This is a genomic window from Paraburkholderia kirstenboschensis (assembly GCF_032806925.1).
Taxonomy (GTDB): domain Bacteria; phylum Pseudomonadota; class Gammaproteobacteria; order Burkholderiales; family Burkholderiaceae; genus Paraburkholderia; species Paraburkholderia kirstenboschensis.
The window spans coordinates 1,671,809-1,687,840 of the sequence record NZ_CP136512.1 but is presented as its reverse complement, the minus strand read 5'-3'; the positions used below and the strand labels follow the sequence as shown (position 1 = coordinate 1,687,840).

The following is a 16,032-nucleotide window of genomic DNA, read 5'->3' as shown; positions in this document are numbered from 1 at the left end:
ATGACTAAGAGAAAAGTGATTCCGAGTCTGCGATCACTCGCAGATCAAGAGCGCGCAACGGCAAAAAAGGCCCGCGCATCGTGGCAGATGTTCACGATTATGGCAGAGTTTATCGAGGCGACCGAGTACCTCTCGGAGATCCGCCCCGCTGTCAGCATCTACGGTTCAGCGCGCCTGAAACCCAGCTCGCCGTACTACAAACTCGCCACGCAAATCGCCCGCAAACTCTCCGATGCAGGCTTCGCCGTGATCTCCGGCGGCGGTCCAGGCATCATGGAAGCCGCAAATAAAGGCGCTCATGCAGGCAAGGCGCCTTCGGTCGGGTTGAATATCGAGTTGCCGCATGAGCAGTCCGGTAACCAGTGGCAAGACATCTCACTGCGCTTCCGTCATTTCTTCACGCGCAAGGTCACGTTCGTGAAGAATTCCGATGCCGTGATCGTGATGCCCGGCGGCTTCGGCACGCTCGACGAACTCGCGGAAGTACTCACGCTCATTCAAACCAAGAAGTCGCGCCACGTGCCGATCATTCTGGTGGGCGCGGAGTTCTGGGAAGGTCTGCTTGCGTGGTTCAAGAACTCGCTCACGCCCATGGGCCTCATCAATCCGACGGACATCGACCTGATGCAGGTGATCGACGACCCGGACCAGGTGCTCGAAGCGGTGCTCAAGTTCTACGAAGATCGCGAAGGCGCCGAGCCGCAGCCCACCAAGTCGGAAGAAGACCGCATGTTCTATCTGTAACGTGCGAGCGCAGCGCTCGCGCGCAAAACTGCTTGATCACTCATTCAAGCGGGCGGCCTCAGGGCTGCCCGTTTGCGTTTGCGCCTGATCAGTTTGATCGCCTTGCGCCTGCAACCATTCGCAGAATTGCGCAACGAGCGGCGCATGGGCAACCTCTCTTCTTGCGACCCACCAATAGCCGCGCGCGTCGATGCGCGGCCCCGCCAGCGGCATCACGAGCCGGCCGGACGCGAGTTCGTCGGCAAGTAACGGCAATGGGCCCAGTGCCACGCCGAGTCCATCGACTGCGGCCTGCAAGGCCAGATAGAAGTGATCGAACGATTGCTTCTTCCGGCATTTCGCCGTCACGCCCGCCGCCGATAACCAGTTGCCCCAAGCATCGGGCCGCGTGTCGGAATGCAGCAGCACGTGTCGCGCGAGGTCGTCGGCCGTCTTGATCGGCGAGCGCTGCAGCAGTGCGGGACTGCACACAGGAAGCTCGCTCTCGCCAAGAAACCGGCCGCTCACACAGTTCGGCCAGTGAGCCGGGCCTCGCCTCACCGCGACGTCGAAACTATCCAATGTTTCAACCGGCGCGTTCGACGTCGCCAATCGCAACTCTACGTTTGGCACCTTGCGCTGGAATTGATGCAGGCGCGGCAGCAGCCATTTCATCGCGAACGTGGGCAGCGCATTCACCCGCAGAACGTGAACGACGCCGGTGTCGCGCAATTGGTCGGTGGCGTGCGCGATGCTGTCGAACGCAGCCTGCACGGTTGCCAGATAGCGGCGGCCGGCGGCTGTCAAGCGCACGCGCTTGCCGTGACGCTGAAACACCTGCACGCCGAGCCACGACTCGAACGCGGCGACTTGCCGGCTGATTGCACCGTGCGTCACATGCAGTTCGTTCGCCGCGGCGGTGAAGCTTTCGTGCCGCGCCGCTGTTTCAAAGGCGCGCAGCGCGGGGAAAGGCGGGAGATTACGTGCCATGCTTGTGATTGTAGATCACAAAGACGCGCGCAAAAATCGTTTTGCCGCGTGGCGTTTCGGAGCTAACCTCTTGAGCTTGAACGGAAAGCGAAGCGCCATGGACCACAATCTCACCTCACTCGACTCCGCCGCAGGGCCGAGGCCCACTCTGCGGGAAATCTTCGGCGGTTTTCTGGGCTTGGGGCTCATCTCATTCGGAGGCGCGCTGCCGCTCGCGCGCCGCGCGCTTGTCGAGCAACGCCGCTGGTTGAACGTGGAAGATTTCACCGATCTGCTGGGGCTTTGCCAATTTCTGCCGGGCGGCAATGTGATCAATCTCTCGGTAGCCGTCGGCATGCGTTTTCGCGGAATCCCAGGTGCGCTCGCTGGATTGCTCGGATTGATCGCCGGGCCGTCGCTGGTGGTGATCGGTCTTGGCGTGCTGTACGAGCGCACGCAAGACGACCCGCACGTGCGTCATCTATTCGCGGGCCTTGCGGCGGCCGCGGCCGGCCTTCTGATTTCAATGGCCGTAAAAATCTTGCTGCCGCTGCGCAACAAGCCGATGGCCGCGCTCATCGCCGCCCTCGGCTTCATTGCTATCGCGATCATGCGGCTGCCGCTGTTGCCCACCATGCTTGTGCTGACGCCGCTCAGCATCTACGTTGCATCGAGGAGCGCACAATGAACGACACGCTCGTTTCCCTCGCCATCATTTTCAGTCAGCTTTCGCTGCTCGCATTCGGCGGCGGCAACACCATTCTTCCGGAGATGCAGCGTCAGGTAGTCGAGGTGCATCACTGGATGCCAGCCAGCGAATTCAGCGCGCTCTTCGCGCTTGCCCAAGCCGCGCCAGGGCCCAACCTGATGATCGTCACACTGATTGGATGGCACGTGGCCGGCTGGCCTGGCATGCTGGTGACGTCGATCGCGAAGTTCGGGCCGTCGTCGATCGTGACGATACTCGCGCTCCACGCATGGGACCGCTTCAAGGACCGGCCGTGGCGACGTTATGCGCAGTTGGGGCTGGTGCCGGTCACGGCAGGCATCGTCGCGGCGAGCGCGGCGCTGATCGCGCAAGCGTCGGATTCGACGGCGATTGCGTGGGCAGTCACGGCGGCCACAGCCGCAGTCGCACTCAAGACACGCATTCATCCGCTATGGCTGCTGGCCGCCGGCAGCGTGATCGGGCTGACCGGCTTTGGGCAGTAGACACTCGGCTGATGCACCTCGCTCACCCGCCGATCCCACGCGCAAACCGGAAAACCGCAGGCTGAAAAACGCCCAGCGCCCCGCTTACTGAAACGCCACCTCGGCAAAGCTGCGCAGCTTGCGACTATGCAATCGATGCAGCCCGTTCTCGCGCAAAAGCTCCATGGCTTTTACGCCGATCTGCAGATGCTGGTCGACCTGCGCGCGATAGAACTGATCGGCCATGCCGGGCAGCTTCAGCTCGCCGTGCAGCGGCTTGTCGGACACGCATAGCAAGGTGCCGTAAGGCACACGGAAGCGAAATCCGTTTGCGGCAATGGTCGCGCTTTCCATATCGAGCGCGATCGCGCGGCTTTGCGACAGCCGTTGAACCGGCTCACGATGATCGCGCAACTCCCAGTTGCGGTTGTCCACACTCGCTACAGTGCCCGTGCGCATAACCCGTTTGAGTTCCACACCGTCAAGCTGCGTGACCTGCGCAACCGCGCGCTCCAGCGCGACCTGCACTTCAGCGAGCGCCGGAATCGGCACCCATAGCGGCAGATCGGCGTCGAGTACGTGATCTTCGCGCACATAGCCGTGCGCGAGCACGTAGTCGCCGAGGCGCTGCGTATTGCGCAGTCCCGCGCAGTGGCCCAGCATGATCCACGCATGCGGACGCAGTACGGCGATGTGATCGGTGATGGTCTTCGCGTTCGACGGCCCGACGCCGATGTTGATCATCGTGATCCCGCTGCCGTCCGCGCGCTTCAGGTGATACGCGGGCATTTGCGGCAGACGCGGCGGCGCCGTGCCTTCCTGCGCCTGCTCGCCGAGATTCTCGTTGTACATCACCACATCGCCCGGTTCGACAAACGACGTGTATTCGCTGCGATAGGCGCGCAGTTCCTCGTCGTCTGTACGGGCCATCATGGTGCGGCCGAGTTTGACGAACTCGTCGATATAAAACTGGTAGTTCGTGTACAGCACGTAGTTCTGGCAATGCGTGGGCGAAGTCGCTGTGTAATGCTTCAGCCGATGCAGCGAGAAGTCCACGCGCGCCGCCGTGAACAGCGCGAGCGGATGCGGCTCGCCCGCCAGCGGCTCATACGTGCCGTTGACGATACGGTCGTCGAGCAGTGCGAGGTCGGGCGTGTCGAACACGTCGCGCATCAGGAAGAGGCGCTCGCGATCCAGATCGCCTTCGAGGTGAATGCCCTCGGCAAACGCAAAATGAATTGGAATCGGCTGATTCGACACGCCGACTTCGATCTTCACATGATGGTTCTTCGCGAGCAGACGCAATTGCTCGCGATAGTAGTTGCCGAACAGATCGGGCCGCGTAACAGTGGTCTCGAACACGCCGGGGCCGGCGACAAAACCGTACGAGCGGCGCGAGTCGATATGCGTGTTGACTTCCGTGCAGACGCGCACGAACGGGTAGCAGGCACGCACGCGGCGTTCGAACAGTTCGTTGCGGCGATAGCGCGCGAAGGCGTCGCGCAAGAAAGACGTATTGGCTTCGTAAATGGCCGACAGGCGTGTGACGGCCTCGGCAGCGTCGTCGAAGGATTCGGTCGGGAAGCTGTTGGCGGGAGTTTGCACCGCACGTTGATTGGTATCGTTGTTCATCTTCATTCGCCTCTATTGATGAGACGACATTACCACGGAACCCATGATCGCCAAATGACGTCGCCGCGCCCGCAGCACGCGCCGCCGCGGGGGCGCGCGAGATTGCGGGCGCGCCGCGCTAAAGCGGCGCAAAATAAGGCGATTGCGCCCGTGGCAGAAGCTGGATTTGCTAGAATCGGGGCACCATTCCGGAGAATCACCATGAAGCCGCTCCTTCCCGTCGCCGTTGCACTGGCCCTTGCCTTTGGCAACGCCGCGATGGCTGCCCAGCCTGTCGACGACACTCCGCCCCCGGGCGCGCCGCAGTCCGCCAACGAACGCGCCGGCCTGCCCGATCTGGAGAAGATCAACCGGCCGGCAGCCGAGGTCAGCTCGAAGGTGGAAATCAACGTCCCGCGCACGCCGAGCTTTCACGAGCGCAGCGGGAACGGCACAGAAATCACCGAATACCGCGACAAAGGCAAGCCCGTCGAAATCAACGTCCGTTCGAACCTGGGCACGCGCTACCAGATGAGCGCGCCGCTCGATACGTCGCCCACCGTGCGCGACAACGGACGCGCGAGCACGCGTCTGCCCTCGGTGAACCTGAGGTACTGATGCATGGCGGAGCGCCGGCGCCGCTCCTTATCAATGCCCTCCGCCGGCGCGCGTCGCCGGTGCTGTGAGCTTGAGTTCCGCATCGCGCCAGGGTTGCGCTGAACCCCGCAACTGTTCCACCGACCCGCCTGAACGCACGCTCCACACTGCTTTCACCACCGCACGTAGCCCGCTGGCCGCACCGCGCCAGCCCGACCAACCTGACCTGACGTTTCCCGCATGGCTGTCTTCACCGCTGTCACCGAATCCCAACTAGCAGACTGGATGCGCCATTACGATCTCGGCGAAGTCGTCGAATTTCGCGGCATTACGTCCGGCATCGAAAACAGCAATTTTTTTCTGACGACGACGCGCGGCGAATACGTCCTCACCATCTTTGAAAAGCTGACGGCCGGGCAGTTGCCGTTCTATTTGAACCTGATGCGCCATCTTGCGGCGCACCGCGTGCCCGTGCCGGACCCGATGCCGCGCGAGGACGGGTCGCTGTTCGGCATCCTGCACGGCAAGCCCGCCGCTATCGTGACGAAACTCGAAGGCGCGCCGGAACTGGCGCCGGGCGTCGAACATTGCATTGAAGTCGGACAGATGCTTGCCCGCATGCATCTAGCCGGGCGCGATTACACCGGCTATCAGCCGAACCTGCGTAGCCTGCCGTGGTGGAAGGAAACAGTGCCGACCATCCTGCCGTTCCTCGAAGGCGAGCAGCGTGAATTGCTGTCGTCCGAGCTCGCGTATCACGAGGCGTTCTTCGCGTCGGCGGATTACGCGGCGCTGCCCGAGGGCCCCTGTCACGCCGACCTGTTCCGCGACAACGCTATGTTCGCGCATGCCGCGCCCGAGACCGGTCACGAGGTGCGCCTCGGCGGCTTCTTCGATTTTTACTTCGCCGGCTGCGACAAGTGGCTGTTCGACGTCGCCGTGACCGTCAACGACTGGTGCGTCGATCTCGCCACGGGCAAGCTCGACCACGCGCGCACCGAGGCCATGCTGCGCGCGTATCAGACCGTGCGTCCCTTTACCGTCGAAGAAAACCGTCACTGGGGCGACATGCTGCGGGCGGGCGCATACCGCTTCTGGGTCTCGCGCCTGTATGATTTTCATTTGCCGCGCGCGGCCGAACTGCTCAAACCGCACGATCCCGGCCATTTCGAGCGCATTCTGCGCGAGCGCCTGTCCGGCGTAGCACTACCAGGCATTCATACCTCATGCAACTGATCGAAGTCCCCGCGAAAACCGGCTATGTATGGTTCCGGCAAGGTATCTGGCTGTTCCGCAAGAATCCGCTCGCGTTCCTCACGCTGTTCTTCACCTATCTGCTGGTGATGACGCTCGTTGCGCAAATCCCGCTGATCGGCAGCGTGTTGCCGCTGGCGTTTATTCCAGGCGTCGCCGTCGGCTTCATGGCCGCATGCCGCAATACGATCGCCGGCAAGCCTGTCTTTCCGACAATCCTCGTGGATGGCTTCCGTTCGTATGGACCCGTGGTCGCCCGGCGGCTGATCGTGCTCGGCGTGTTCTACGTAATCGCGATGGCGGTCGTACTCGCGGGTTCGGCACTCGCTGACGGCGGCATGTTGCTGAAGGTGATGCTTGGCGCGGGCGCGGCAATGGACCCTCAGGCAGTCGCCAACAGCAATATGCCGCTTGCCGTGGTCACGGCCTTCGCGTTCTACATTCCAGTGGCCATGCTGTTCTGGTTCTCGCCCATTCTCGCGGCGTGGCACGATGTACCGCCCATCAAGGCGATGTTCTTCAGCCTCGTTAGTTGCTGGCGCAATCGCGGTGCATTCATCGTGTTCGGCGCGCTGTGGTTTGCAGTGGCCATGACGGTGTCGCTCGGCTTGTCAGCGTTGATGCAGGCGCTCGGCGCGGGCGACTTCGCGTTCGCCGTATTGATGCCCGCCACGATGATCGTCACGACCATGCTGTATTGCTCGTTCTACGCGACATATCGCGGCTGCTACGGCGTGCAGACGCCGCAGACGCCTGATCTGCCGACTACACCGGCCGCTTGAAAGCCTGGCGCCGGTTGCTGTTCGCAGCACGGGCGCTCGGTTGCCCACGGGCCGGCTGCTTCCGTCGCCGCGCCCGCTTCTCGTAGCCCGCCTTTGCGTCTCATAGTCGTCAGTGTGCGCCGATTTGCGGCACAATGGTTTGCACTCAATCTATTTGCGTGCACTCCTTTGACACGAGATGCATCATGACCCAGCGCCCCGCTTTGCCATTCACGCTCGACGAGCAACTGTGCTTCGCCCTCTACTCCACGTCGCTGGCGATGACCAAGGCCTACAAGCCGCTTCTCGACAAGCTCGGTCTCACGTATCCGCAATATCTGGCGATGCTGGTGCTATGGGAGAGCGACGACGTCACGGTCAAGGGCATGGCCGCGCGCCTGAACCTCGATTCGGCGACTGTCACACCCCTGCTCAAGCGCCTCGAGACGCAAGGTCTAGTGGAACGGGTGCGGGGAGTGGAAGACGAGCGTCTCGTCTACATTCGGCTCACCAAGGCCGGCGCAGCGCTCAAGCGTCAGGCCCGCGAGGTGCCCGCCGAAATCTTTTGCGCCACCCAACAGTCGCCCGAATTCCTGCTGCGTTTGCGCGACGATCTGACTCGCCTGCGCACCACGCTTAACGACTACATGGATAACGAGTAGCGCCGAGGCAAAAGGCTTGCCTATCGACGCGATGCAAAATTTCATTTGTACACAAATGATTTGTGTACTATTCTTATCACATGCCGCTTCATTAGCACCGCGCCACGACGGCGGGTAGCGCGAAGCGGCAACATGCAGACCTTCATAACCCAGATCAAGGAGCAGCGCGATGAACATACTCTACAAAGCAAGTGCAACGAGCACCGGTGGGCGCGACGGCCGTGCAGTATCGTCGGACAATGCGTTGGACGTTAAGCTCGCGGCGCCGCGCGAACTGGGCGGCAACGGCGCAGCAGGCACGAACCCCGAGCAGTTGTTCGCGGCCGGCTATTCGGCATGTTTTCTCAGCGCAATGAAGTTTGTCGCAGGTCAACACAAGCAGACGTTGCCTGCCGATACTCAGGTCACTGCAGAAGTCGGCATCGGTCCGAACGACAAGGGCGGCTTCGCACTGGACATCGATCTGCGTATCTCGCTGCCGGGTCTGGATGCAGATGCGGCTAGAGAACTGGTCGACGCCGCTCACCAGGTTTGCCCGTACTCGAACGCTACGCGCAACAACGTCGCGGTTCGTCTGCAAGTCGCGTAAGCTGCCACGTCGGCGAGTCGCTAACGGCTCGCCGGATAGGCGCGGCGCATCCAGGCCGGCCTCATCCGCGCCCGCCTCTCGACGCCGAGGGCGGGCGCGCAGCCATTTTCAGCTCAACTTGCCGATGACACGCGTCCGACGACTGAACGACACCTTCGACACCGGCCTGGTCTGGTTCCGCCGCGACCTGCGCAGCGCCGATAACGCCGCGCTCTACTACGCGCTCAAGCATTGCGAGCGCGTCTGGTGCGTGTTCGTGTTCGATACGACGATCCTGCAACCGCTCATTGATAAATGGCAGACGCGTCATCCGGGCACTCAGGCGCAAGATCGCCGCGTCGAGTTCATTCTTGCGTCGCTGCGCGAACTGGACGAAGCACTGCGCGCTCGCGGTGGCGGGCTCGTCGTGTTGAGCGGCGATCCAGCCGATCTCGTGCCGAAGCTCGCCAACGAGCTTCAGGTCGATGCCGTATTCGCGAACCACGACTACGAACCCGTTGCAATCGAGCGCGACGAGACCGTGCGCGAGCGTCTCGCCGACGCGGGACGCCAATGGCTGACCTTCAAGGACCAGGTGATTTTCGAGCGCGCCGAATTGTTGACTGGCCAGAACAAGCCATTCACGGTTTTCACGCCGTACAAGAACGCGTGGCTCAAGCAACTGACGAGCTTCGATCTGAAGCCTTATCCAGTCGAAACCTACGCAAATCACCTGGCAAAGCCGCCGGCAAGGCTAGACCGGCAGCTACCGACGCTCGATCAACTGGGCTTCGCGCCCAGCAATCTCGGGGAGCTCGAGTTGCCCACCGGCATGAGCGGCGCCCGGCTTCTGCTCGACGACTTCCTCACGCGGATCGACAGCTACGCTGAACGGCGCGACTTTCCGGCGGCCAAGGGTCCCAGCTATTTGTCGGTGCACTTGCGCTTTGGCACTGTGTCGATTCGCACACTCGCGCGGCTCGCTCATGAAATGTCCCTGCAACCGGACGGCCGGGGCTCGGCCACGTGGCTCTCGGAACTCGTCTGGCGGGATTTCTACTTCATGATCCTGTCGCATCACCCCAGGCTGGCGGGCGGCGCGTCGTTCAAGGAAGAGTACGACCGCCTGCGTTGGGAGCAGGGCCCGGAAGCGGATGAAGCGTTCGCCGCATGGTGCGAAGGCCGCACCGGCTATCCGCTGATCGACGCGGCCATGTTGCAGCTCAACAGCACCGGCTACATGCATAACCGTCTGCGCATGGTGACCGCGAGTTTTCTGGTGAAGGACCTGGGCGTGGACTGGCGGCTCGGGGAGCGCTATTTCGCCGACCAACTGAACGACTTCGACTTCGCGGCGAATAATGGCGGCTGGCAATGGGCTGCGTCGACAGGATGCGATGCGCAGCCCTATTTCCGGATCTTCAATCCGGTCACGCAGTCGGAGAAATTCGATGCCGACGGCCGGTTCATCAAACGCTATTTGCCGCAGCTTGGGAAGCTGCCGGCCAAATGGATCCACGCGCCGTGGCTGGCAGGCGCGGAACGGCTCGCACAATGCGACGTTGTGTTGGGCAAAGATTACCCGGCGCCGATCGTCGACCACGCGCAGGCAAGAGACCGGACGCTAGCTCGTTTTGGAAAGTGAGCGCACGCTCACAGTAGCTTGTGACACAGCCGGAAAGCGGCTGTCTGTAGCAATACTGGCTTGGAGCCGACACTTAGGCCCTTCGCCCGGCACCGGCGTCATTCGCTACCGCCGATGCTTCAACTAGCGCGCAGCTTAGTGCTGGCTCATCCACGACGGCTGACGAAAGTTCGCGTCGCGATCCAGCTTGCGCATGCGGAATTCGAGGTCGTATAGATCGGTCGCTTCGGCGAGGAATGCGTCAGCGCGTTCTTTCGCGAGTTGTTCGGGCGACTTGGTCAAAAACAGGAACAGGCGGGTAAGCAGGTACATGATTAGAGCCTCGGCAATGAGTGTAGGCATTAACGCCTAGGGGATAACCCGTATTATAGGGAAAACCCTAGGGTTACGCCATCACTCATTTCGAGGTGTTGCTCAAAAGTCACCGTGCGGGCGCAGAGGCCTCTGCCGCAATGCTTTCGTCGACACCCGCGCCCACCCGGCGCTGATGCTTGAAGAACTCCCACACCATGGCGCTGGCGTCCGGGCCCTTCGCGGAATGGAACGGCACAGAATCGTCGCCGCCGCTCCAGGCGTGCCCCAGGCCTTGCACATGACACACGCGCACGACGCGCCGGCCGCTCCGGAAATAGTCGCGCAGCGTCATGCCGCCTTTTCGGTCTTCGCGCATTTCACCCGATTTGCGCGCGCCTTTTTGATCGATCATCCGATTCAGACGCAGAAACTGCGTCACAAGCTGGTCGGCGTTGACCGGCGCAACGACATGATCGGCGTCGCCATGGATGATGAGCGCCGGCATGCCAGGATAGTGCGCCACGTCCGCGATCTCGTCGACGAGTTCGGCCGGATCGCGCCGCGCGCCGCGCCGCATCACGTCCATCGCCGTAATGCCGGAGCGAGCCTCGCCAAAAGCCGGCCCCGAGTGCAGCGCGACCGCCGCAAAGCGCTCCGGAAAATGCAGCGCCAGCAGCGCCGTGAGCCCCGCCCCCGCAGAAATTCCAGCGACATACACGCGCTCGCTGTCGAAACCGTGCTGGGCCACCAGCGCATCGACGAGCGACACCACCGCCCGCGCCTCGGCACCACCCGCGCTTTCGCCCGCGTCGTACCAATGCCAGCAGCGGTGCGAATGCGCATGCTTCGACTGTTCAGGATAGACGACGGCAAAGCCGTAGCGGTCCGCCAGCACGTTCATGCGCGTGCCTTGCGCGAATTCGTCGATGGATTGCGTGCAGCCGTGCAACATCACAAGCACCGGCATGGTTTCGAGAGCGTGGCCCGACGGAACGTAGAGGCCATATTGGAGATGATTGACCAGCCGGCCCGGCGCCGCGGGCGCCGAATGGAACGAACGTGTCCACGATCCGCTCGCCCAGGCCGCAGCGCGCGGACGCACTCGCGATTCGCGCGCGGCCGCGTGCGGCACTTCGCGTTTGACGGGCGAACGTAGCGCGGCAGACTTCAACGGGCGAACTTTCGTCGACGGCTTGGTGGACGCCGGGCGGGCCGGGCGCTTGGTGGCGCGCTTGGCGGTCTTGTTGGCGTGCTCGGTTTGAATCGCAAGCAGGCGCTTGAGGCCGCGGAGCCAGATCTTCGATAAACTTTTTGCCATCGGCGCAAAACCTCGCAAAAAGGGCAGGATTGACGAATGCAAATGCATTTCTTGTGCAATGCACAATAACATCAATCCTCAGGCGATGCAGAAGCTGCCTGGCGAGTCCGCCAACGCTGCTTACTGCACTAAACCTTGTCCCCGGCCGCCATCAAAGCCTGTTAGCGCCTGTTAGCCGCCTAACATCCGGGAGCAAAAAGCGTGTCTGGGCGGCGCGAGCCGTCGCTAGCCGCCGTCTATACTGGCGGTTGCCTGAACGCGTCGGCGCTTAGCCTCGCTCGCGCGTTTAGTGAGATATCAACGATTCTATGCGGCTCTGACCGCCTTTTCTCGATGCCCGACCTACCAGCCCAACTGTGGTACTCGATCACCAGCCTCGGCGGCGCCGGCATGACGCTGCCGCTGGCGTTCGCCATCGCGTTGTGGCTCGCGGTCGGCTATACCTGGCGCATGGCAGCGGGCTGGCTGCTGCTGCTCGGCGCGGCAATCGGCGTGGTGACGGTCACGAAGCTGGCGTTCCTCGGCTGGGGTGTGGGCGTGCGCGAGCTCGATTTCACGGGCGTAAGCGGCCATGCAATGCTCTCAACGGCCGTCTATCCAGTCGCCCTGTTCCTGATGTTGCTGCGCACGCGGCCGTCCGTCCGCGTGCTGGGCGTTTTACTCGGCCTGGCTGCTGGCATGGCGGTGGGCTTGTCGCGCGTCGTGCTGAGCGCGCACTCGCCTTCGGAAGCAATCACCGGGTGTCTCGTCGGCGCGCTAGCCGCGCTGTTGTTTGTGCGGATGGCATGGAACGCCGTTCCCGAGCGGCTTTCCGTGCTTCCAGTCGCGGTCAGTCTGATGGCACTTGCTGTACTGATGCACGGCGTTCACGTGCCGACTCAGCGCTGGGTGACGCACATCGCGCTAAAAGTGTCCGGCCACGACCGGCCATTCATCCGTGCAAAGTGGAAGGCCGTGCGCAATGTCCGGCCGGCCGCTGCGCCAATCTCGCAGACGCAGACGCGAAACGCGCTCGCGCCGCCGCGCTCGCTCGAAATCTAAGCCCTTTCGCGCCTCACCATCTGCCTTATTTGCGCCGCGGCATTCTCGTCATGCCAGCGCTATAACCTCGTCTATATTACGATGTGGGTTTAATCACCGTTCCGGCGCGCACCGGACTTTCAGACGTTCATGACACTGCCCCGCCGCCTGCTGAAACAAGCGCTGCTTATGACCGGCGCGATTTCTATTGCCTTTAGCGTCAACGCGCGCGCCGATGAGCTGGTAGTGTCCGCCGCCGCCAGCCTGACCAATGCGTTCACGGCAGTGAGCGAAGCCTTCGAAAAGCAGCACGCCGGCACCAAGGTTCTGCTCAATTTCGGCGCTTCCGACGTATTGATGCAGCAAATCGCCAAAGGCGCGCCCGCCGACGTTTTTGCGTCAGCAGACCAGAAGGCCATGGACAAGGCCGCAGCGGACAAAGTCATCGTACCGGCCACGCGCAAGGACTTCGCGGCCAATTCGCTCGTCTTGATCGTGCCGGCCGACAGTCGTTTTGCGCCGACCAGTCTCAACGAACTGACATCGTCGAATGTGAAACGGATCGCGTATGGCGATCCGGCCTCCGTGCCGGTCGGCCGCTATACGCAAGGCGCGTTGCAGGCCGCCGGCGTGTGGGATGCCGTGAGCGCCAAGGCCGTGCTCGCGGCGAACGTGCGTCAAAGCCTCGACTATGTGTCGCGGGGTGAAGTGGACGCCGGTTTCGTGTTCGGTACCGACGCCGCAATCGTGCCCGGCAAGGTTAAGGTCGCGCTGACCGTGCCGACGCAAACACAGATCACCTACCCGATCGCGCAAGTGGAGGGTAGCCGTCATGCAGCGGTCGCGCAGGCCTTCGTAAGCTTCGTGTTGTCGCCGGCCGGCCAGGCGGTGCTGGCGAAGTATGGTTTCAAACCGGCCCACTAACGTACCAATCCCGCTTCCTCGATCAACGTCGACAACGGACCGCAGACGATCATGCAACAGGCCTGGATTCCGCTGATGCTGTCACTCAAGGTGGCGGGCTGGGCAACCGCGCTCAATCTGGTGTTCGGTGTCGCCGCCGGATTCGGCCTGTCGCGCTGGCGCTCGGGCGCCCGTGACGTCGTCGATTCGTTGCTGACGCTGCCGCTCGTCATGCCGCCCACGGTGCTCGGTTATTACCTGCTCGTGCTGCTTGGGCGACGCGGCGTGGTCGGCGCCTGGCTCGACCGCTTCGACATCCAACTGGTGTTCACCTGGCAAGGCGCGGTGATCGCGTCGACGGTGGTCGCGTTCCCGCTCGTGCTGAAGTCGGCGCGCGCCGCCTTCGAAGCCGTCGATCCCCAGCTCGAACGCGCCGCGCGCACGCTCGGCGTCAGCGAAACAGCGGTCTTCTTTCGCGTGAGCCTGCCGCTTGCCGCGCGTGGAATTCTCGCCGGCGGCCTGCTCGCGTTCGCGCGAGCGCTCGGCGAATTCGGCGCCACGCTGATGATCGCGGGCAATCTGCCGGGCCGCACGCAGACGCTTTCGGTCGCGGTCTATTCAGCCGTGCAAGCGGGCGACGACGCCACGGCGAACTTCCTCGTGATCGTGACCTCGGTAACGTGCGTCGTGATCCTGCTGCTCGCCGGCCGCCTCGTGCCGCAACGCACGCTTCTCGCTTACCGCTGACATGCCACTCGACGTCGACGTCCGCAAGACATTCGTGAGCGCCGAGCGCCGCTTCACGCTCGACGTCGCCTTTACTGCGACCACGCAGCGCGTGGTGCTGTTCGGCCCGTCCGGCGCGGGAAAGACTCTGACGCTGCAGGCGATCGCCGGCCTGTTACGTCCCGACGAAGGCAAGATCACGCTGCACGGCAATGCGCTATTCGACAGCAAGCTCGATGTAGATCTGAAGCCGCAGGCGCGCAAGGTCGCGTACCTTTTCCAGGACTACGCGCTGTTTCCGCATCTGAACGTGCGCCAAAACATCGGCTTCGGCTTGCAGCGCGGCTGGTTCAATGCGCGCGCGCGCAGCGGCCATGCGCAGATCGATTACTGGCTCGACGCGCTGGAGTTGCGCGGTGTCGCCGGGAATTATCCGGCGCAACTTTCCGGTGGACAGAAACAGCGCGTCGCGCTTGCGCGCGCGCTCGTCGCGCAACCTCAACTTCTGTTGCTGGACGAACCGTTCTCGGCGTTGGACAGCACGCTGCGTCAGGGCATGCGGCTGGAGCTGTCAGAGCTGCAAACACGGCTTGATATTCCGATGGTGCTTATCACGCACGATCCCGACGACGTGGCCGCCTTCGGCGATCAGGTCGTGCAGATCAGCGACGGCCGCGTTCGCGAAAACCAGGCGTTCAGCGGCTACGCACGCAGCGAGACGTGATGGGCGCGCTTTGCCCTCGCCTTTGCCCGAACCTTCAATCTTTCACGCCAAGTATCACGCTGGATGCCTTGAACACGGCGACCGCGCTCGCGCCTTGTGCGAGACCGAGTGATTCAGCGCTCTGGTTGGTGACCACGGCAGTGATGACCGCGCCGCCTTCGAGCACGAGTGACATCTCCGCATTGACCGCGCCCCGCTTCACGCTTTGCACGGTGCCCCGTAACTGGTTGCGAGCGGACAGTTTCAGCGGCGCGCCGCTTTCCCCTTCGACTAACAGCACGACCCACGACGCCTTGATCAGCGCGAACGCCGCAAAGCCGACCGCGAGGCCCAGCGCTTCGGTGCTTTCGTGCGTGAGGACGGCGACGATCGTGTGGCCGCCGGGCAGCGTCAGCGAGACTTCGTCGTTGATCGTGCCGCGCGCGATATGCGATACGGTGCCGTACAGCTGATTGCGCGCGCTGGTTTTTACGCCGATACGGCCGATCAGATCCCAGTCCGTCGCGAAACCTTCGATCGCAGCGCCCGCGCGCTCGAGAAAGCGCCGATGTTCGCGCTCGACCGCGCGAAAGGTCTCGATAAGCTTCAGCGCGCGCGGCGTCAGCGTGGTGCCGCCGCCGCCCTTGCCGCCAGTCAGGCGCACCACGAGCGGCTCGCCGGCGAGGTTGTTCATTGCGTCGACGGCGTCCCATGCGCCCTTGTAGCTCATGCCGACGGCCTTCGCCGCGCTGGTGATGGAGCCGGTCTCGCCGATCGCCGCGAGAAGCGCGATTCGCGACGCGCCACCGAGCGTATTGGCGCCCGCCTGGAACCAGACGGAACCGCCGACTTCCAGCGGTTCGTGGGACGGATCGTTGAGCTCGGGTGCCATGGCGAGGAGCGGTCGTTGAATGATCGAGGACAGCGGACCATTATAGCTACCGGGTGCTGCGCGCCTCGAAGGCTAAAGGCTGCGGAGGCCTGCGCGTCCGCCTTGTCGCCGCTTGCGCAGCGCGCCCGGCGGGCACGCGGGCATCGCGCAAACCGTAACGGCAAAAAACTGCCGCGACGCCCCGGCGGCACCGGT

Annotated in this window: 18 protein-coding genes; 13 read left to right on the top strand and 5 right to left on the bottom strand. The window is 63.0% G+C overall.

Annotated features, from left to right (window positions below; genetic code table 11):
• A complete protein-coding gene (locus RW095_RS16370; RefSeq protein WP_020071009.1) occupies positions 1–744 on the top strand; it encodes an LOG family protein in 744 nt (247 codons plus the stop codon).
• A 36-nt stretch (positions 745–780) separates the two neighbouring features.
• On the opposite strand, the gene RW095_RS16365 is transcribed toward RW095_RS16370, so the two are convergent.
• On the bottom strand, positions 781–1,713 hold the full coding sequence (locus RW095_RS16365) for a transcriptional regulator GcvA (RefSeq protein WP_317016968.1): 933 nt from the start codon (positions 1,711–1,713) through the stop codon (positions 781–783).
• 97 nt (positions 1,714–1,810) lie between these two features.
• Between RW095_RS16365 and RW095_RS16360 the strand changes: the two genes are divergently transcribed.
• On the top strand, positions 1,811–2,380 hold the full coding sequence (locus RW095_RS16360) for a chromate transporter (protein ID WP_317016967.1): 570 nt from the start codon (positions 1,811–1,813) through the stop codon (positions 2,378–2,380).
• On the top strand, positions 2,377–2,904 hold the full coding sequence (locus RW095_RS16355; protein ID WP_317016965.1) for a chromate transporter: 528 nt from the start codon (positions 2,377–2,379) through the stop codon (positions 2,902–2,904). The genes RW095_RS16360 and RW095_RS16355 overlap by 4 nt, the downstream gene beginning before the upstream one ends.
• A gap of 84 nt (positions 2,905–2,988) precedes the next feature.
• On the opposite strand, the gene RW095_RS16350 is transcribed toward RW095_RS16355, so the two are convergent.
• Positions 2,989–4,515, bottom strand: a complete 1,527-nt coding sequence (locus tag RW095_RS16350; protein WP_128585773.1) for an AMP nucleosidase — start codon at positions 4,513–4,515, stop codon at positions 2,989–2,991.
• A 201-nt stretch (positions 4,516–4,716) separates the two neighbouring features.
• Between RW095_RS16350 and RW095_RS16345 the strand changes: the two genes are divergently transcribed.
• From RW095_RS16345 to RW095_RS16320, 6 genes are all read left to right on the top strand, one after another.
• A complete protein-coding gene (locus RW095_RS16345) occupies positions 4,717–5,112 on the top strand; it encodes a hypothetical protein (RefSeq protein WP_020071014.1) in 396 nt (131 codons plus the stop codon).
• A gap of 219 nt (positions 5,113–5,331) precedes the next feature.
• Positions 5,332–6,327 carry a homoserine kinase gene (locus RW095_RS16340; RefSeq protein ID WP_317016963.1) on the top strand — a complete coding sequence of 332 codons (996 nt, stop codon included), beginning with the start codon at positions 5,332–5,334 and terminating at the stop codon, positions 6,325–6,327.
• Positions 6,318–7,127, top strand: a complete 810-nt coding sequence (locus RW095_RS16335; RefSeq protein WP_317016961.1) for a BPSS1780 family membrane protein — start codon at positions 6,318–6,320, stop codon at positions 7,125–7,127. The genes RW095_RS16340 and RW095_RS16335 overlap by 10 nt, the downstream gene beginning before the upstream one ends.
• A gap of 185 nt (positions 7,128–7,312) precedes the next feature.
• The gene (locus tag RW095_RS16330) at positions 7,313–7,768 is read left to right on the top strand and encodes a MarR family winged helix-turn-helix transcriptional regulator (RefSeq protein WP_128597965.1); all 456 of its coding nucleotides are present in this window, start codon (positions 7,313–7,315) and stop codon (positions 7,766–7,768) included.
• A 169-nt stretch (positions 7,769–7,937) separates the two neighbouring features.
• Positions 7,938–8,357, top strand: a complete 420-nt coding sequence (locus tag RW095_RS16325) for an organic hydroperoxide resistance protein (RefSeq protein WP_027779541.1) — start codon at positions 7,938–7,940, stop codon at positions 8,355–8,357.
• Between the two features lie 124 nt (positions 8,358–8,481).
• The gene (locus RW095_RS16320; RefSeq protein WP_317016959.1) at positions 8,482–9,981 is read left to right on the top strand and encodes a cryptochrome/photolyase family protein; all 1,500 of its coding nucleotides are present in this window, start codon (positions 8,482–8,484) and stop codon (positions 9,979–9,981) included.
• A gap of 135 nt (positions 9,982–10,116) precedes the next feature.
• Here the strand turns inward: RW095_RS16320 and RW095_RS16315 are convergent, their stop codons facing one another.
• Positions 10,117–10,293: a DUF3563 family protein gene (locus RW095_RS16315; RefSeq protein ID WP_084530981.1), complete on the bottom strand. Its 177-nt coding sequence runs from the start codon at positions 10,291–10,293 to the stop codon at positions 10,117–10,119.
• 109 nt (positions 10,294–10,402) lie between these two features.
• The gene (locus tag RW095_RS16310; RefSeq protein ID WP_317016957.1) at positions 10,403–11,593 is read right to left on the bottom strand and encodes an extracellular catalytic domain type 1 short-chain-length polyhydroxyalkanoate depolymerase; all 1,191 of its coding nucleotides are present in this window, start codon (positions 11,591–11,593) and stop codon (positions 10,403–10,405) included.
• 333 nt (positions 11,594–11,926) lie between these two features.
• On the opposite strand from RW095_RS16310, the gene RW095_RS16305 reads away from it, so the two are divergent.
• The 4 genes from RW095_RS16305 (at position 11,927) to RW095_RS16290 (ending at position 14,966) form a co-directional block, all read left to right on the top strand.
• Positions 11,927–12,634: a phosphatase PAP2 family protein gene (locus tag RW095_RS16305; protein ID WP_317016956.1), complete on the top strand. Its 708-nt coding sequence runs from the start codon at positions 11,927–11,929 to the stop codon at positions 12,632–12,634.
• Between the two features lie 129 nt (positions 12,635–12,763).
• Complete coding sequence (gene modA / locus RW095_RS16300; RefSeq protein ID WP_317016955.1) at positions 12,764–13,537, top strand: molybdate ABC transporter substrate-binding protein; 774 nt, start codon at positions 12,764–12,766, stop codon at positions 13,535–13,537.
• A 51-nt stretch (positions 13,538–13,588) separates the two neighbouring features.
• Complete coding sequence (modB, locus tag RW095_RS16295) at positions 13,589–14,263, top strand: molybdate ABC transporter permease subunit (protein WP_317016954.1); 675 nt, start codon at positions 13,589–13,591, stop codon at positions 14,261–14,263.
• Between the two features lies 1 nt (position 14,264).
• Entirely contained in the window at positions 14,265–14,966 is a 702-nt protein-coding gene (locus RW095_RS16290; protein ID WP_317016953.1) for a sulfate/molybdate ABC transporter ATP-binding protein, read from the top strand.
• Between the two features lie 34 nt (positions 14,967–15,000).
• Here the strand turns inward: RW095_RS16290 and RW095_RS16285 are convergent, their stop codons facing one another.
• The gene (locus RW095_RS16285) at positions 15,001–15,837 is read right to left on the bottom strand and encodes a TOBE domain-containing protein (protein ID WP_317016952.1); all 837 of its coding nucleotides are present in this window, start codon (positions 15,835–15,837) and stop codon (positions 15,001–15,003) included.
• Positions 15,838–16,032: the final 195 nt, after the last annotated feature.

Coding starts and splice junctions, on each gene's coding strand:
- RW095_RS16350 (WP_128585773.1), bottom strand. CDS start 4,515: ATGAACAACGATACCAATCAACGTGCGGTGCAAACTCCCGCCAACAGC.
- RW095_RS16335 (WP_317016961.1), top strand. CDS start 6,318: ATGCAACTGATCGAAGTCCCCGCGAAAACCGGCTATGTATGGTTCCGG.
- RW095_RS16310 (WP_317016957.1), bottom strand. CDS start 11,593: ATGGCAAAAAGTTTATCGAAGATCTGGCTCCGCGGCCTCAAGCGCCTG.
- RW095_RS16365 (WP_317016968.1), bottom strand. CDS start 1,713: ATGGCACGTAATCTCCCGCCTTTCCCCGCGCTGCGCGCCTTTGAAACA.
- RW095_RS16315 (WP_084530981.1), bottom strand. CDS start 10,293: ATGTACCTGCTTACCCGCCTGTTCCTGTTTTTGACCAAGTCGCCCGAA.
- RW095_RS16360 (WP_317016967.1), top strand. CDS start 1,811: ATGGACCACAATCTCACCTCACTCGACTCCGCCGCAGGGCCGAGGCCC.
- RW095_RS16345 (WP_020071014.1), top strand. CDS start 4,717: ATGAAGCCGCTCCTTCCCGTCGCCGTTGCACTGGCCCTTGCCTTTGGC.
- RW095_RS16330 (WP_128597965.1), top strand. CDS start 7,313: ATGACCCAGCGCCCCGCTTTGCCATTCACGCTCGACGAGCAACTGTGC.
- RW095_RS16285 (WP_317016952.1), bottom strand. CDS start 15,837: ATGGCACCCGAGCTCAACGATCCGTCCCACGAACCGCTGGAAGTCGGC.
- RW095_RS16340 (WP_317016963.1), top strand. CDS start 5,332: ATGGCTGTCTTCACCGCTGTCACCGAATCCCAACTAGCAGACTGGATG.
- RW095_RS16370 (WP_020071009.1), top strand. CDS start 1: ATGACTAAGAGAAAAGTGATTCCGAGTCTGCGATCACTCGCAGATCAA.
- modA (WP_317016955.1), top strand. CDS start 12,764: ATGACACTGCCCCGCCGCCTGCTGAAACAAGCGCTGCTTATGACCGGC.
- RW095_RS16305 (WP_317016956.1), top strand. CDS start 11,927: ATGCCCGACCTACCAGCCCAACTGTGGTACTCGATCACCAGCCTCGGC.
- RW095_RS16290 (WP_317016953.1), top strand. CDS start 14,265: ATGCCACTCGACGTCGACGTCCGCAAGACATTCGTGAGCGCCGAGCGC.
- modB (WP_317016954.1), top strand. CDS start 13,589: ATGCAACAGGCCTGGATTCCGCTGATGCTGTCACTCAAGGTGGCGGGC.
- RW095_RS16325 (WP_027779541.1), top strand. CDS start 7,938: ATGAACATACTCTACAAAGCAAGTGCAACGAGCACCGGTGGGCGCGAC.
- RW095_RS16320 (WP_317016959.1), top strand. CDS start 8,482: ATGACACGCGTCCGACGACTGAACGACACCTTCGACACCGGCCTGGTC.
- RW095_RS16355 (WP_317016965.1), top strand. CDS start 2,377: ATGAACGACACGCTCGTTTCCCTCGCCATCATTTTCAGTCAGCTTTCG.